At 64.8% G+C, this 13,096-nt stretch carries 12 protein-coding genes and 2 pseudogenes; 8 read left to right on the top strand and 6 right to left on the bottom strand.

The window, feature by feature from the left end:
• Nucleotides 1–134 precede the first annotated feature (134 nt).
• The 5 genes and pseudogenes from OKW40_RS05700 to OKW40_RS05680 all read left to right on the top strand — a co-directional run.
• Nucleotides 135–761, top strand: a pseudogene (locus tag OKW40_RS05700) (MFS transporter); the annotation flags it as partial.
• Between the two features lie 33 nt (nucleotides 762–794).
• Complete coding sequence (locus OKW40_RS05695; protein WP_429406160.1) at nucleotides 795–1,628, top strand: zinc-dependent peptidase; 834 nt, start codon at nucleotides 795–797, stop codon at nucleotides 1,626–1,628.
• A gap of 181 nt (nucleotides 1,629–1,809) precedes the next feature.
• Nucleotides 1,810–2,073 (top strand): type B 50S ribosomal protein L31, encoded by a 264-nt coding sequence (locus tag OKW40_RS05690; protein ID WP_090804621.1) that lies wholly within the window; start codon nucleotides 1,810–1,812, stop codon nucleotides 2,071–2,073.
• A 307-nt stretch (nucleotides 2,074–2,380) separates the two neighbouring features.
• The gene (locus tag OKW40_RS05685; protein WP_187618786.1) at nucleotides 2,381–4,138 is read left to right on the top strand and encodes an ArnT family glycosyltransferase; all 1,758 of its coding nucleotides are present in this window, start codon (nucleotides 2,381–2,383) and stop codon (nucleotides 4,136–4,138) included.
• 2 nt (nucleotides 4,139–4,140) lie between these two features.
• The gene (locus tag OKW40_RS05680) at nucleotides 4,141–5,520 is read left to right on the top strand and encodes an MATE family efflux transporter (protein ID WP_429488667.1); all 1,380 of its coding nucleotides are present in this window, start codon (nucleotides 4,141–4,143) and stop codon (nucleotides 5,518–5,520) included.
• 140 nt (nucleotides 5,521–5,660) lie between these two features.
• On the opposite strand, the pseudogene OKW40_RS05675 reads toward OKW40_RS05680, so the two are convergent.
• A pseudogene (locus tag OKW40_RS05675) lies at nucleotides 5,661–6,050 on the bottom strand (carboxymuconolactone decarboxylase family protein); the annotation flags it as partial.
• The gene (locus tag OKW40_RS05670; RefSeq protein ID WP_090804611.1) at nucleotides 5,969–6,496 is read right to left on the bottom strand and encodes a MerR family transcriptional regulator; all 528 of its coding nucleotides are present in this window, start codon (nucleotides 6,494–6,496) and stop codon (nucleotides 5,969–5,971) included. The pseudogene OKW40_RS05675 and the gene OKW40_RS05670, both read right to left, overlap by 82 nt.
• Nucleotides 6,497–6,806: 310 nt before the next feature.
• On the opposite strand from OKW40_RS05670, the gene OKW40_RS05665 reads away from it, so the two are divergent.
• Together OKW40_RS05665 and OKW40_RS05660 are read left to right on the top strand one after the other, a co-directional pair.
• Nucleotides 6,807–7,382 carry a ComEA family DNA-binding protein gene (locus OKW40_RS05665; protein WP_184064883.1) on the top strand — a complete coding sequence of 192 codons (576 nt, stop codon included), beginning with the start codon at nucleotides 6,807–6,809 and terminating at the stop codon, nucleotides 7,380–7,382.
• Between the two features lie 102 nt (nucleotides 7,383–7,484).
• Nucleotides 7,485–7,916 carry a YidB family protein gene (locus tag OKW40_RS05660; protein ID WP_018418148.1) on the top strand — a complete coding sequence of 144 codons (432 nt, stop codon included), beginning with the start codon at nucleotides 7,485–7,487 and terminating at the stop codon, nucleotides 7,914–7,916.
• Nucleotides 7,917–8,095: 179 nt separating this feature from the next.
• Here OKW40_RS05660 and clpB read toward each other — a convergent pair whose 3' ends face one another.
• Nucleotides 8,096–10,693: an ATP-dependent chaperone ClpB gene (gene clpB / locus OKW40_RS05655; protein WP_090804607.1), complete on the bottom strand. Its 2,598-nt coding sequence runs from the start codon at nucleotides 10,691–10,693 to the stop codon at nucleotides 8,096–8,098.
• A gap of 170 nt (nucleotides 10,694–10,863) precedes the next feature.
• Nucleotides 10,864–11,394, bottom strand: coding sequence for an Rrf2 family transcriptional regulator (locus OKW40_RS05650; protein ID WP_090804605.1), 531 nt, complete (start codon nucleotides 11,392–11,394; stop codon nucleotides 10,864–10,866).
• 266 nt (nucleotides 11,395–11,660) lie between these two features.
• Here OKW40_RS05650 and OKW40_RS05645 point away from each other — a divergent pair, with 266 nt between their 5' ends.
• The gene (locus OKW40_RS05645; RefSeq protein ID WP_429488665.1) at nucleotides 11,661–12,215 is read left to right on the top strand and encodes a group III truncated hemoglobin; all 555 of its coding nucleotides are present in this window, start codon (nucleotides 11,661–11,663) and stop codon (nucleotides 12,213–12,215) included.
• Between the two features lie 74 nt (nucleotides 12,216–12,289).
• Here OKW40_RS05645 and moaE read toward each other — a convergent pair whose 3' ends face one another.
• Nucleotides 12,290–12,766: a molybdopterin synthase catalytic subunit MoaE gene (moaE, locus tag OKW40_RS05640; protein ID WP_429488663.1), complete on the bottom strand. Its 477-nt coding sequence runs from the start codon at nucleotides 12,764–12,766 to the stop codon at nucleotides 12,290–12,292.
• Nucleotides 12,767–12,822: 56 nt separating this feature from the next.
• On the bottom strand, nucleotides 12,823–13,080 hold the full coding sequence (gene moaD, locus OKW40_RS05635; protein ID WP_090804599.1) for a molybdopterin converting factor subunit 1: 258 nt from the start codon (nucleotides 13,078–13,080) through the stop codon (nucleotides 12,823–12,825).
• Nucleotides 13,081–13,096: the final 16 nt, after the last annotated feature.

Raw genomic sequence — 13,096 nt, 5'->3', positions numbered from 1 at the left:
TGGCCGTATTAGTCGGCAACTGCAACGCATGAAAAACCGCTCGCAAACTGCGAGCGGTTTTTTTTCGTCCATCGTCCGCAGAGACAATGCGCCGTCTCAACATCAGCGTGAACGTACACGCGGTTTCTCGGAGGGGCCTCGGCTATCCCGTCGAGAACACCGGGCGGCTCGTCGGCGCCACGTCGCTGATTTCGGCGAGCGCGCTGTTCGTCTATCTGCGTTTTGCGAAGCTGCTGCCGCGCAAGAAGTGGATCATCGTGCCGGGCCTCGGGGTGGCCGCGTTCGCCGCCGGGTGGATCACACGCATGTCACCGGACGTCGGCGAGGCGGCGCTCGCCCTGCCGCTGCTGCTGCGCGGCCTGCTGTTGCCGTTCATCGTGCCGCCGGTCGCGAATCTGACGTGCCGCATCTTCTTGATCGAGGAGGAGTTCACGCACGGCTACCGGCTGAAAAACATCGTCCGGCAGTTGACCATCTCCTTCGCGACCGCCTCGGTGATCATCGTCGAGCAGCACCGGCTCGCGCTGCATCAAAGTCGCCTCGCGGAGTCCGTGAATCCGTACAATCCGGTCTACCAGAACACGCTCGCGACGCTGGCGCGCGGCTCCCCCGCCGCCGGTCATGCGGCGAGCGAAGCGCACGCGCTCGCGAGCGCTTCGATCAGCCGGTCGATTGCGCAGCAGGCCAGTTTGCTCGCGTCGCTCGACGGTCTCTATTTTCTGATCGGCGTCGCCATATGCGGCGGCCCGTTCGCCGCGTAGCAAAAACAGATCGACTGAAGGTGGGCTCCAAGCATGCTGTCGAAACTCACGAACTGGCTGGGCGCACGGCGTCGCGAGCGCGCGCTGCGCGACTACGCGATCGACGATTCCTTGTGGCAGACGATACTCGCCGGCCTACCCTTTCTCACGCATCTGGAAGCGCCGGATCTCGCGCGGCTGCGCGAGATGACGACTCTCTTCCTCGCGCAGAAGGAGTTCTCGACCGCGCACGAGCTCGAGCTGACCGATGCGATGACGGTCGGCATCGCCGCGCAGGCGTGCCTGCCGGTGCTGAACCTGAGCCTTGATCTGTATCGCGGCTGGGTCGGCGTGATCGTCTATCCGGGCGAGTTCGTGATCCGCAAGACCGTTGAGGACGAAGATGGCGTCGTGCACGAGATCGAACACGACGCCAGCGGCGAGGCGTGGGAAGGCGGCCCGGTGGTGCTGTCATGGGAAGACGCGCAGATGACCGATGGCAGCGACGCATACAACGTCGTGATCCACGAGTTCGCGCACAAAATCGACATGCTCAACGGCGAAGCGGATGGCCACCCGCCGCTGATGCGCCGCTGGCACGCGCCGCTCGATGCGCAGGCATGGGCCGATGTGTTCGACCATGCATACGATCACTTCTGTGCGAAAGTCGACGCGGTGCCCGAGCGACGCTGGGCGCGTTTCGAACGCGAGTCGCTGATCGATCCGTATGCGGCGGACCATCCGTCGGAATTTTTTGCCGTATGCAGCGAGGCGCTGTTCGTGCGGCCCCAAGCGTTCGAGGCGGAGTATCCGGAACTGTACCGACTGCTCGCGCGCTACTACCGGCAAGATCCAGCGCGCGTCGGTTTGACGTTCATGCCCATTTGAGACGCCGCGAATGTGGGCGCCGCTTGCGCCGCAATAGAATCCGCTGGCAGAAAAATCGCCAAGCGACTGATTTTCTGGCATAATCGCGGTTTTTCGACCGTAGGCAAGTGGCTCGCGCCTGAAGGCAGTCCCATTCGAGGCTGCACGCGGGTTGGCTACCGCCAGATTACAAGGAAAGACCATGAAAGAAGGCATTCACCCGAATTACCGCGAAGTCCTGTTCGTCGACATGTCGAACGACTTCAGGTTCGTGACGCGCTCGACCATCCAGACGCGCGAAACCGCGGAATTCAACGGCAAGACCTACCCGCTCGCGAAGATCGAAGTGTCGTCGGAATCACATCCGTTCTACACCGGCCAGCAAAAGATCATGGACACGGCCGGCCGCGTCGAGAAGTTCAACAAGAAGTTCGGCGCACGTGCTTCGGGCAAGGCAGTAAAGTAATACCGCAACGTTGCCGGCTGCCGGCCGGCAACGGAGCAAACAGAAAGGGCAGCGCGAGCTGCCCTTTTTTGTCGCCTGCGCTTGTGCGCCCGCTGGGTCGCACGCCGCGCGAAGCCTTCAGCCGGAAGGAGCACGCCGCGCTTTCGCGACACTGTGTTACAGCTTGTCCATTGACGTTGCCGGGCGTTACCGGCCGTGACGTGCATCGCACGGCACGACTACAATGCCGGATGCTCGAAACGGGCCCTCGCGCCCTGACCTGCCGGGCCGCTCCGGCTGCATCGTTTATCCAGACTCCACACACCGCATGAGACCTGTCGTTCGCCTCACCGCCTCTGCGACCAGTGCGTTGCCGCGCTGGCTGCTGCTGGCCATCTGTATCGTCTACGCCTCGTTCGGCCTGTTCGGCCGCGATCCGTGGAAGAACGAGGACGCAGCCGGCTTTGGTGTGATGTGGACGATGGCGAACGGCGGCGCGCACGACTGGCTACTGCCAAATCTGGTCGGCAAATATCTGACCGAGGACGGCCCGCTCGGCTACTGGCTCGGCGCGAGCGCGATCCGCGTCCTCGCACCGTGGGTCGACGCGAGCAACGCGTCGCGCGTGTTCACGGGCCTGCTGTTCTGCGCGGGCTGTGCGTTCGTCTGGTACGCGGCGTATCTGCTCGGCCGGCGTGCCGAAGTGCAGCCATTCAAATATGCGTTCGGCGGCGAGCCGGAACCGCGCGACTATGGCCGCACGCTCGCCGATGGCGCACTGCTGATCCTGCTCGCGTGCTTCGGCCTCGCCGAGCGCGGTCACGAGACCACGCCGCAGCTCGCGCAGTTCGTCTGCATCGCGATGCTCGTGTACGGCCTCGTGCGCATGATCGACAAGCCGATTCAGGGCGCGCTGATCTGGGGTCTCGCGATCGGCCTCGTCACACTCGCGAGCAGCCCGGTGCTGGTCGGCGCGCTGCTGCTCGGCACGCTCGCGATGACGCTGATCGTACGCGAAACGCGATCGCGCTGGCTGCTGCTCGCGGGTCTGCCCGTGGCGCTCGTGCTCGCGGTGTCGTGGCCGATCATCGCGCTCACCGCGTTCCCGGACGACGCTGTCTGGTATCTGAACCAGTGGCTGCACGTGAGCCTGAGTTCGTTCGCGGGCCCGCCCGGCTCGGTCGCCGCGTATGCGCTGAAAAACCTGCCGCTCTTCACATGGCCCGCCTGGCCACTCGCGCTGTGGTCGTGGTTCAGTTGGCAGGGACTGCGGCGCGCGCCGCACGTGGCGATTCCGCTGTCGGTGATCGGGCCGCTGTTCGTGCTCGTCGTGCTGCAAAGCCATCAGTCGAACCGACTCTACATGCTGCTGCTGCCGCCGCTCGCGGTGCTCGCCACTTTCGCGCTGCCGACGCTCAAGCGCGGCGCGATCAACGCGATCGACTGGTTCGCGCTGCTGAGCTTCACGATCCTCGGCAGCTTCGTATGGCTCGTGTATGTGGCAGGCCTGACCGGCTTTCCGCATCCGCTCGCGCGCAATCTCGCGCGACTCGCGCCCGGCTTCGTGCCGCAGTTCAAGATTCTGTCGTTCGTGTGCGCGGTCGCGGTGACCGTGTGCTGGTTCCTGCTGGTGCGCTGGCGCCTCGCGCGTCATCCGAAGGTGCTGTGGCGCAGCGTCGTGCTGTCGAGCGCCGGCACCACGCTGATGTGGGTGTTGCTGATGACGCTGTGGCTGCCGGTCGTCAACTACAGCCGGACCTATCGCGACGTCGCGCAGCAGATCGCCGCCCACTTGCCCGATGACTACACGTGCATCGCGCCGGTGCGCCTGGGCAATGCGCAGATCGCGACATTCGCGTATTTCGGCGACATGCATTTCTCGTTCGACCAGGACTGCGACGTAATCCTGCGTCAGGACTCGCAGGACTACGGCAACCCGAGCGCGATGCCCGACTACATCTGGAAGCTCGTGTGGGAAGGCCGCCGCGCCGCCGACCGCGACGAGCGCTTCCGCCTGTACGTGCGCATCGACCGTCCCAAGCCGCCGCCCGGCAAGCGCCGCAACTGGCACAAGAAGCGCGACTGACCATGTTCGCCGACGTACGGAAGATCGCCGCGCTCGCGTGGCCCGTATTGATCGGCCAGTTGGCCATCATCGCGTTCGGCGTGATCGACACGGCGATGGTCGGGCGCTACTCGGCCGTCGATCTGGCCGCGCTCGGCCTCGGCTCGTCGATCTACGTCTCGGTCTATATCGGCCTGACCGGCATCCTGACCGCGCTGCAGCCGATCACCGCGCAGCTGTACGGCGCGCGTCGCTACGGCGAGATCGGCGAAGAGGTCCGCCAGTCATGGTGGCTTGCCGCCGCGCTGACCGTGATCGGCTTTCTGATCCTGTTCTTCCCCGGACCGCTGCTGGCGTTGTCGCGGGTGCCCGACGCGCTGCACGAGCGCACGCTCGCGTACCTGCGGATTCTCGCGTTCGGGCTGCCCGCCGGCCTCGCCTTCCGGGTCTACGGCTCCGTTGCCAACGCGCTCGCCAAACCGCGGCTCGTGATGTTCCTGCAGATCGCCGCGCTGCTGCTGAAAATTCCGCTCAATACCTGGTTCATTTTCGGCGGCCTCGGCGTGCCCGCGCTGGGCGGTCCGGGCTGCGCGCTCGCGAGCACGCTGCTCAACTGGGCACTCGCGGCGCTCGGCATGCTGCTGCTCGCGCGCGTCGACGATTTCAAGGCACTCGGCATCTTCACGCACTTCTGCTGGCCGGTCTGGAAGCGCCAGGCCGCGCAACTGCGGCTCGGTATTCCAATGGGGCTGTCGTATCTGATCGAGGTCACGTCGTACACCTTCATGGCGCTTTTCATCGCGCGTTTCGGCACGACGACACTCGCCTGGCACCAGATCGCCGGCAACGTCGGCGCGGTGCTCTATATGACGCCACTGTCGATCGGCATCGCGTCGTCGACGCTGGTCGCGCAGGCGCTCGGCGCGCATCGGCCGCAGGCGGCGCGCACGCTGTCGCGTCACGGCATCGCGATGGCGGTTGCGATCGCGTGCTGCTATGGCGCGCTCGTGCTCGTGCTGCGGCCGTATATCGTCGACGGCTATACGACGAACGCGCAGGTGGCGGCGAAGGCGTTGCCGCTGGTGCTGATCGTCGCCTGCTACCACCTGTTCGACGCGTTGCAGATCTCGACCGCGTTCGTGCTGCGCGCCTACAAGGTCGCGGTCGTGCCGACCATCATCTATGCGGTGGCGCTGTGGGGAGTCGGGCTCGGCGGCGGCTATGCACTCGGCTTCGATACGACCGGCCTCACGCCGCCCTGGCTGACCGGCGCGCGCGGCTTCTGGGTCGCGAATACCGCAAGTCTCGCGATTGCCGGGCTCGGCTTGCTCGTGTACTGGCGATTCGTGAGCCAGCGCTATTTGCGCGAGGCTGCGGCGGCGCTGGTTGATTCGGCTGTTTGAGGGGATGGAGGGTTGGGAAGGCCACGAATAGCACCGACCGGACCGTCAGTTGCGCCCAAGCCGGGGTGAGAGACGACCTGTTCTGCATCCGCCTTTCCTTCCCCACGCAGCTCAGCCCGCTCACGCCGCGTATGCGCCTGCCCCTCCCGATCCTTGGCCTCGAAAATTTCCCGCGCCGCGAACAGCGCATTGAGCGCGGCCGGGAAGCCCGCATAAAGCGCCATCTGCATGAACACCTCGACGATCTGCTCGCGCGTGCAGCCGACGTTCAGCGCCGCCTCGATATGTACCTTCAGCTGCGGCTGCGCGCAGCCGAGGGTCGCGAGCGACGCGATCGTCGCAATCTCACGCGTGCGCAGATCGAGCTGCGGCCGGCTGTAGATGTCGCCGAAGCCGAATTCAATCAACAGGCGTCCGAATTCCGGCGCGACGGGCGCGAGCGCGGCGATTACCTGCTCGCCCGCCGAACCGTCGATTTCCCTGAGCTTGTCCCAGCCCCGCGCGTAGCGGTCGTTGTGTGCGTAGTCCATTGCGAGTCCTTATCGGGGTGTGAGGGCGACGAGGCTTCGTCGTCCTGTCGTGCCGGATCGGGCTCAAGCGCGCCGCTCGTGGCCGCCTCGTAGTACGCGATCTTGTCGTCGATCGCGCCGAGGTTGCTCTGCAGATCGGCGATCCGCGCGAGCAGCGCGGTGCGATGCGCAACCAGCAGGTCGCGGCGTGCGCGCATCGTCGGATGGCCTTGCGCGCGCAGCGCGGCGATCTGCTGCATGCCGGAGATCGACATGCCCGTTGCCTTCAGACGCATCACGAAGCGCAACCAGTCGAGATCGGCCGGCGAGTACAGCCGGTGCCCCGTCTGCGTGCGTCCGACCGGCCGGATCAGGCCGGCCTGTTCGTAATAGCGCAGCGTGTGCGTGGACACGCCGATCGTTTCGGCGACCTGACCGATGGTGAGCGCGGTTGAGTGTTTCGACATGACGGACTCAGGTTAGGACTTCGAGTGCACTCTAAGTCAAGCGTCGGACGCTGTCATTCCTTTGCGTTGCTCATTCTTTATCGCAGACGAGTTATCGCGATCGATATCGACCGATAAATTCACCGGCACTGCATGCCGCCAAAAGCTTTAAATATTGTGTGGTGGATTTACTTGTCATCAATCGATCGGTATAAATCGTCCGCTATCTCAAATCGGGCCTGCGATTTGTCCTATGCTTAAACGCAGCGCCCGCTGACAGGATAGGTCGTCCGTTCCCGGCTAACTTTTTGCCCTCAATGGAGTGCTTGCCATGCTGAAGAAGCTTTTCATGCTTTGCGTCGCTGTGGCTTTGTCGCTGTCGGCCGGATTTGCCGCGGCCGTGGAAGTGAATACCGCCGATCAGGCCGCGCTCGAATCGGTCAAGGGCATCGGCCCCGTGCATGCGAAAGCGATTGTCGACGAACGCGCCAAAAACGGCCCGTTCAAGAACGCCGACGATCTCGCCGCGCGTGTGAAGGGCATCGGCCAGAAATCGGTCGAGAACCTCGAAGCGGCCGGACTGACGATCAACGGCTCGTCGGCACCGCCGACCGGCGCGAAGACGTCCACCAAGCCGGCCACGAAGACCACACCGGCGGCTCCCGCGGCAACCACCGCCGCCGCGCCCGCTGCCACGACGGCAGCGCCGGCCGCGGCTGCCCCCGCCTCGGCCGCGAAGCCGTCGAAGTCGAAGAAGAAGGACAAGGCCGCAGCATCCGAAGCGGCAGCCGCTTCGGCTCCGGCCGTCGCGGCTAGCGCACCGGCCGACGCGTCCGGCACCAAGGCTTCGAAGAAGAAAGCGAAGAAGAGCAAGGCGGCATCCGCCGCGGCTGCGTCCGGCGCTTGAGCCCGGCGGGGCTGCCGCCCTTGCGTTTCACCGCGACGCGCAACCGCGCGTCGACGTCACCCGCCCGGCCGTCATACGCGCCGGCATTGAAGAGAGACCGTCATGAGCCTACTCGACACCATCGGTTCCCTGCTTGGCAAATCGCCAGAAGGCGGCGGCCAGCAAGCGCTGATCGCCGCCGCGCTCGAATTCGTCAACAACCAGCCTGGTGGCCTGAACGGCCTGATCCAGCGCTTCCAGGAAAAGGGCCTCGGCGACGTCGTGTCATCGTGGGTCGGCAATGGCGAAAACCAGCCGATCGCACCCGACGCGCTGCATAACGTGCTGGGCTCGGAAGCCGTGACCGGTCTCGCCGCCAAGGCCGGCGTCCAGCCGGATCAGGTGACGGGTCTGCTGTCGCAGATCCTGCCGCACGTCGTCAACGCGGCCACGCCGGAAGGCGAAGTGCCGGCCGATGGCAAGCTGAACGCGACCACGGTGCTCGGCGCGCTCGGCGGCCTGTCGGCGCTGCTCGGCAACAAGGGCAACGCTTGAGCACGCTGTGCGCCATGCGCTGGCGGCTTGCAGAGACCTTCGCTCCACGGTGATGCCACCGGTTTGAAATCGGCGGGCAAAAGAAAACCGGCAACGAAGTCACCTTCGTTGCCGGTTTCTTAACGTTGGCGGGAACGACTCGCCTGCTATCGTCCCTTCGCATCATCAAGCCATCGCCTTCAGTGCACGACGCGCTCGAACAGCAGCTTGCCGTCGTCCACTTCGACCGGAATTACATCCTTCGGACCGAACTTGCCGGCCAGAATCAGCTTCGCGATCGGGTTCTCGATCTCCTGCTGGATCGCGCGCTTCAGCGGCCGCGCACCGAACAGCGGGTCGTAGCCGACCTTGCCGATGTGCTCGAGCGCCGCGTCCGACACCACCAGCTGCATGTCGAGCTTCGCGAGCCGCTCGTGCAGACGCTGCAGCTGGATCCGCGCGATCGACTGGATGTTCGAGCGATCGAGCGCATGGAACACGACGACGTCGTCGATCCGGTTCAGGAACTCGGGCCGGAAGTGCAGCTTCACCTCTTCCCACACAGCGTCCTTCACGGCTTCCTGCGGCTCGCCGACCATCGCCTGGATGACCTGCGAACCAAGGTTCGAGGTCATCACGATCACCGTGTTCTTGAAGTCGACGGTGCGGCCCTGGCCATCGGTCATGCGGCCGTCGTCGAGCACCTGCAGCAGCACGTTGAACACGTCCGGATGCGCCTTCTCGATTTCGTCGAGCAGGATCACGCTATACGGCTTGCGGCGCACGGCCTCGGTTAGATAACCGCCCTCCTCGTAGCCGACGTAACCCGGCGGCGCGCCGATCAGACGCGCGACGCTGTGCTTCTCCATGAACTCGCTCATGTCGATACGGATGAGATGCTCTTCCGAATCGAACAGGAACGACGCCAACGCCTTGCACAGCTCGGTCTTGCCGACGCCGGTCGGCCCGAGGAACAGGAACGAGCCATACGGACGGTTCGGGTCCGACAGACCCGCGCGCGAGCGGCGAATCGCATCGGCGACCGCGCTGATCGCCTCGTCCTGGCCGACCACGCGCTCATGCAGCTTCGACTCGATCTGCAGCAGCTTTTCGCGCTCGCCCTGCATCATGCGCGACACCGGAATGCCGGTGGCCCGCGACACGACCTCGGCGATTTCTTCCGCGCCGACCTGCGTGCGCAACAGACGCGGACGCTTCGGACTGTTCTGCTCCTCGGCCTCGGCGCGCGTGACTTCCTTCAGCTGCGCCTCGAGACCCGGCAGCTTGCCGTACTGCAATTCGGCCACCTTCTCGAGCTTGCCCTCACGCTGCAGACGCACGATTTCCGCACGCGTCTTCTCGATCTCTTCCTTCAGCTGCGCGCTGCCTTGCACCGCCGCTTTTTCCGCGGTCCAGATTTCATCGAGGTCCGAATATTCGCGGTTGAGCCGCTCGATTTCCTCTTCGATCAGCTGCAGACGCTTCTGCGACGCTTCGTCCTTCTCCTTCTTCACCGCTTCGCGTTCGATCTTCAGCTGGATCAGACGACGGTCGAGCCGATCCATCTCCTCCGGCTTCGAGTCGATTTCCATCTTGATCTTCGACGCGGCTTCGTCGATCAGATCGATCGCCTTGTCGGGCAGGAAGCGGTCCGTGATGTAACGATGCGACAGCTCGGCGGCCGCGACGATCGCCGGGTCGGTGATGTCGACGCCGTGGTGCAGCTCATAGCGCTCCTGCAGTCCGCGCAGGATCGCGATGGTCGCCTCGACCGACGGCTCGTCCACCAGTACCTTCTGGAAACGGCGCTCGAGCGCGGCATCCTTTTCGATGTACTTGCGGTATTCGTCGAGCGTGGTCGCGCCGACGCAATGCAGCTCGCCACGCGAGAGCGCCGGCTTCAGCATGTTGCCCGCGTCCATCGCGCCTTCGGCCTTGCCGGCGCCGACCATCGTGTGAATCTCGTCGATGAAGACGATGGTTTGCCCTTCGTCCTTCGCGATGTCGTTGAGCACTGCCTTCAGGCGCTCCTCGAACTCGCCGCGATACTTGGCGCCCGCGAGCAGCGCGGCCATGTCGAGCGACAGCACGCGCTTGTTCTTCAGCGTTTCCGGCACTTCGCCGTTGACGATGCGCTGCGCGAGCCCCTCGACGATCGCGGTCTTGCCGACGCCCGGCTCGCCGATCAGCACCGGGTTGTTCTTGGTGCGGCGCTGCAGGATCTGAATGGAACGGCGGATTTCGTCGTCGCGGCCGATCACGGGGTCGAGCTTGCCTGCGCGGGCGCGCTCGGTCAGGTCGATCGTGTATTTCTTCAGCGCTTCGCGCTGGCTTTCGGCGTCCTGGCTATGCACCTGCGAGCCGCCGCGCACCGCGGCGATCGCGGTTTCGAGGGCCTTGCGCGACAACCCATGCTCGCGCGCGAGACGGCCGGCCTCGCCTTTGTCGTCGGCGACCGCGAGCAGGAACATTTCGCTCGCGACAAACGTGTCGTTGAGCTTCTGCGCCTCCTTGTCGGCCTGGTTCAACAGACCGGTCAGTTCGCGGCCGATCTGCACGTTGCCATCGGTGCCTTGCACTTGGGGCAGCCGCGTGACCGCGTCGTTCAGTGCGGTTTGTAGAGGTTGTACATGCACGCCGGCGCGCGACAGCAGCGAGCGAGCGGAGCCGTCCTGCTGCGCGACGAGTGCCGCGAGCACGTGGACGGGTTCGATGTACTGATTGTCGTGGCCAACCGCCAGACTCTGGGCGTCCGCGAGCGCTTCCTGGAATTTAGTGGTGAGTTTGTCGATTCTCATCAAGAGACCTCCAATTTCGATTACCACCAAAATGAGGCGTTTTATTAGGGTTTCAAGCGCTTTTTTGGCCTCGGCCGCAACTATTTGACATTTGAGCGCAAGAACTGCCGCGATCCTTCCCCTGTGATGCGGCCGGGCGGGTTTGCGCACCCGGGAGCCGGCCGGATGTTCTAGTTCTTGCGGCCCAGCGTCGCCGGACTGCCGCCGCGCGTGCTATCCGATACCACCGTAATCGGCAGCGGCACCATCTGAATCGTGGAGCCTAACCCGAGCAACGCCGCGAGCGGACTTTTCGGTTGCGCGACTTCGCCGATCGTAAAACGATCGAGCTCGGCGAGAAAAGCGAGGTTCGCCGCCTGCAACGCGCCACGCAGCCGGCACTGCGTCGTGATGACGCAAGGCCGCTGTTGGCCCTGCCGGTCCGGCAGACAGCCGACCAGCGCAAAGTCGCTTTCCGTGACCCGCACCACGTCGCCGACGCTCAGCGATAGCGATTGCGCGCCAAGCCGCAAGCCGCCGTTGCGGCCGCGCACGGTTTCGACCCAGCCGAGCTCGCCCAGCTGCTGCACGACCTTCATCAGATGGTTCTTCGAGATGCCGTAGGCTTGCGAAATGTCCTGAATCGTCGATAATCCGTCGCCCCGCACCGCGAGGTACAGCAGCACGCGCAGCGCGTAATCCGTATAGTCGGTAAGTCTCATAGGTCCCGGTATAGCTTGAAAGGCTGCGAGCAAGCGCCTTGAACGTCCCGATAACCGCGTCGAGGCAAGGGTTGCCGGGAACGAACGCTACGCCCTAGCATGACTGGCTGGCATGACTGGCCGGCGGGCGTCGTTCCCCGAATCGCGCTGCAATACTGTTTCGGATAGCAATAGTAGCTTTTTCCGCATCAACCGTTTGTTAGAAAAACGGGGGGGTCAAGGTTCAGTTCAGCCGTCATCGGCAACCGCAATTTTCTGGAATCCGCATGAATCCGTCTTTCCCCGCCGCGCCGCCGGTCGAACGCGCGGCCGAACCCACCGACGCCAATATCGGCGACCTCGTCTATGGCTTTTACGATCGCGTGCGTGCCGACCCGCTGCTCGGTCCGGTCTTCGACGCGAAGCTCGCGGGCCGCTGGGACGACCATCTGCCGAAGATGTGCGCATTCTGGAGCAGCCTCGTGCTCGGCGCGAAGCAGTATCGCGGCAACGTGCAGCAGGCGCATCAGCCGCTCGAAGGCATCGAGCCGCAGCATTTCAGCCGCTGGCTGTATCTGTTCCTCGATACGGTCGAATCGCGCTATCAGCCGGCCGCGGCGGTCCGTTTCATGGAGCCGGCGCTGCGGATTGCGCAGAGTCTGCAACTGAGCCGTTTCGGCTGGGATTACAAGATCCCGCCGGAGCAGCAGGCGCTGCTCGAGCGGGTGGCGCCGAAGCGTCGGCCGCGAGTTGGCGACGTTGACGACGATGGCGAGCATCCGTCGCGGCCGGCTGGGGAGCCGTTCCCGGTGCCGATCATCGGACGCTCGCGGGACGAGTGAACGTCGGCCGGCGCCGACGCCCCTCACACAAAGACGCCGCGTGCGCCGTCGCAACTCCGCGGCCCGCGACTCGTTTACTCCGGAGTCCGATTTCCCGAATCGATTCCCCAGCGCGCGAGCGCGGCATCGTCGGTCACGCGCGCGTCGACCCAGCGCTCGCCCGCGTCGGTTTTCTCCTTCTTCCAGAATGGCGCTTCGGTCTTCAGATAGTCCATCACGAATTCACACGACGCAAACGCGTCGCCGCGATGCGCGGCCGTCGTCGCAACGAGCACGATCTGATCGAGCGGATACAGCTTGCCGACGCGATGCACGATCAGCACCTCGATGCCCGGCCAGCGTTCGCGCGCACGCTCGACGATCGCCTCGAGCGACTTCTCCGTCATGCCCGGATAATGCTCGAGCTCCATCGTCTCGACCGCGCTGCCCTCGTTGAGATCGCGCACGGTGCCGACGAAGCACACGAGCGCGCCGATCCTCGGATTGCGCGCGCGCAGCGCGGCCACCTCGGCGCTGAGGTCGAAGTCTTCGGTCTGGACGCGAACGGGCATGGACGGCTCCTGAGGGCTTTTGTCGCTGGCGTGAACGTGATGTGCGAGAGTGCGGTTCAGCCGCCGGTGACGGGCGGAAAGAACGCGACCTCGCAGCCCTCGGTGATGCGGGTGCTCGCGCCGGTCATCACGTGGTTGCAGGCCATGCGCAGCGCGCGGCCTTCGGCGAGCGTCTCGGCCCAGATGCCGCCACGCACGCGCAGCCACGCGCGCACATCGCCGACGGTCGCGATGCCGTCGGGCACCTCGACGCTTTCGTCGGACGTATTGAGCGCTTCACGCACGCTCGCAAAATATCGGAGTTCGATCTTCATCGGGATACCGCCGGTC

This window comes from Paraburkholderia sp. RAU6.4a, from assembly GCF_050435625.1.
Lineage (GTDB): Bacteria > Pseudomonadota > Gammaproteobacteria > Burkholderiales > Burkholderiaceae > Paraburkholderia > Paraburkholderia tuberum.
Note: the sequence above shows the minus strand (reverse complement) of the source record. Positions and strands in the feature narration are given on the sequence as shown.

Coding starts and splice junctions, on each gene's coding strand:
- OKW40_RS05665 (WP_184064883.1), top strand. CDS start 6,807: ATGCTGAAGAAGCTTTTCATGCTTTGCGTCGCTGTGGCTTTGTCGCTG.
- OKW40_RS05685 (WP_187618786.1), top strand. CDS start 2,381: ATGAGACCTGTCGTTCGCCTCACCGCCTCTGCGACCAGTGCGTTGCCG.
- OKW40_RS05645 (WP_429488665.1), top strand. CDS start 11,661: ATGAATCCGTCTTTCCCCGCCGCGCCGCCGGTCGAACGCGCGGCCGAA.
- moaE (WP_429488663.1), bottom strand. CDS start 12,766: ATGCCCGTTCGCGTCCAGACCGAAGACTTCGACCTCAGCGCCGAGGTG.
- OKW40_RS05695 (WP_429406160.1), top strand. CDS start 795: ATGCTGTCGAAACTCACGAACTGGCTGGGCGCACGGCGTCGCGAGCGC.
- OKW40_RS05680 (WP_429488667.1), top strand. CDS start 4,141: ATGTTCGCCGACGTACGGAAGATCGCCGCGCTCGCGTGGCCCGTATTG.
- OKW40_RS05660 (WP_018418148.1), top strand. CDS start 7,485: ATGAGCCTACTCGACACCATCGGTTCCCTGCTTGGCAAATCGCCAGAA.
- OKW40_RS05650 (WP_090804605.1), bottom strand. CDS start 11,394: ATGAGACTTACCGACTATACGGATTACGCGCTGCGCGTGCTGCTGTAC.
- OKW40_RS05690 (WP_090804621.1), top strand. CDS start 1,810: ATGAAAGAAGGCATTCACCCGAATTACCGCGAAGTCCTGTTCGTCGAC.
- moaD (WP_090804599.1), bottom strand. CDS start 13,080: ATGAAGATCGAACTCCGATATTTTGCGAGCGTGCGTGAAGCGCTCAAT.
- clpB (WP_090804607.1), bottom strand. CDS start 10,693: ATGAGAATCGACAAACTCACCACTAAATTCCAGGAAGCGCTCGCGGAC.
- OKW40_RS05670 (WP_090804611.1), bottom strand. CDS start 6,496: ATGTCGAAACACTCAACCGCGCTCACCATCGGTCAGGTCGCCGAAACG.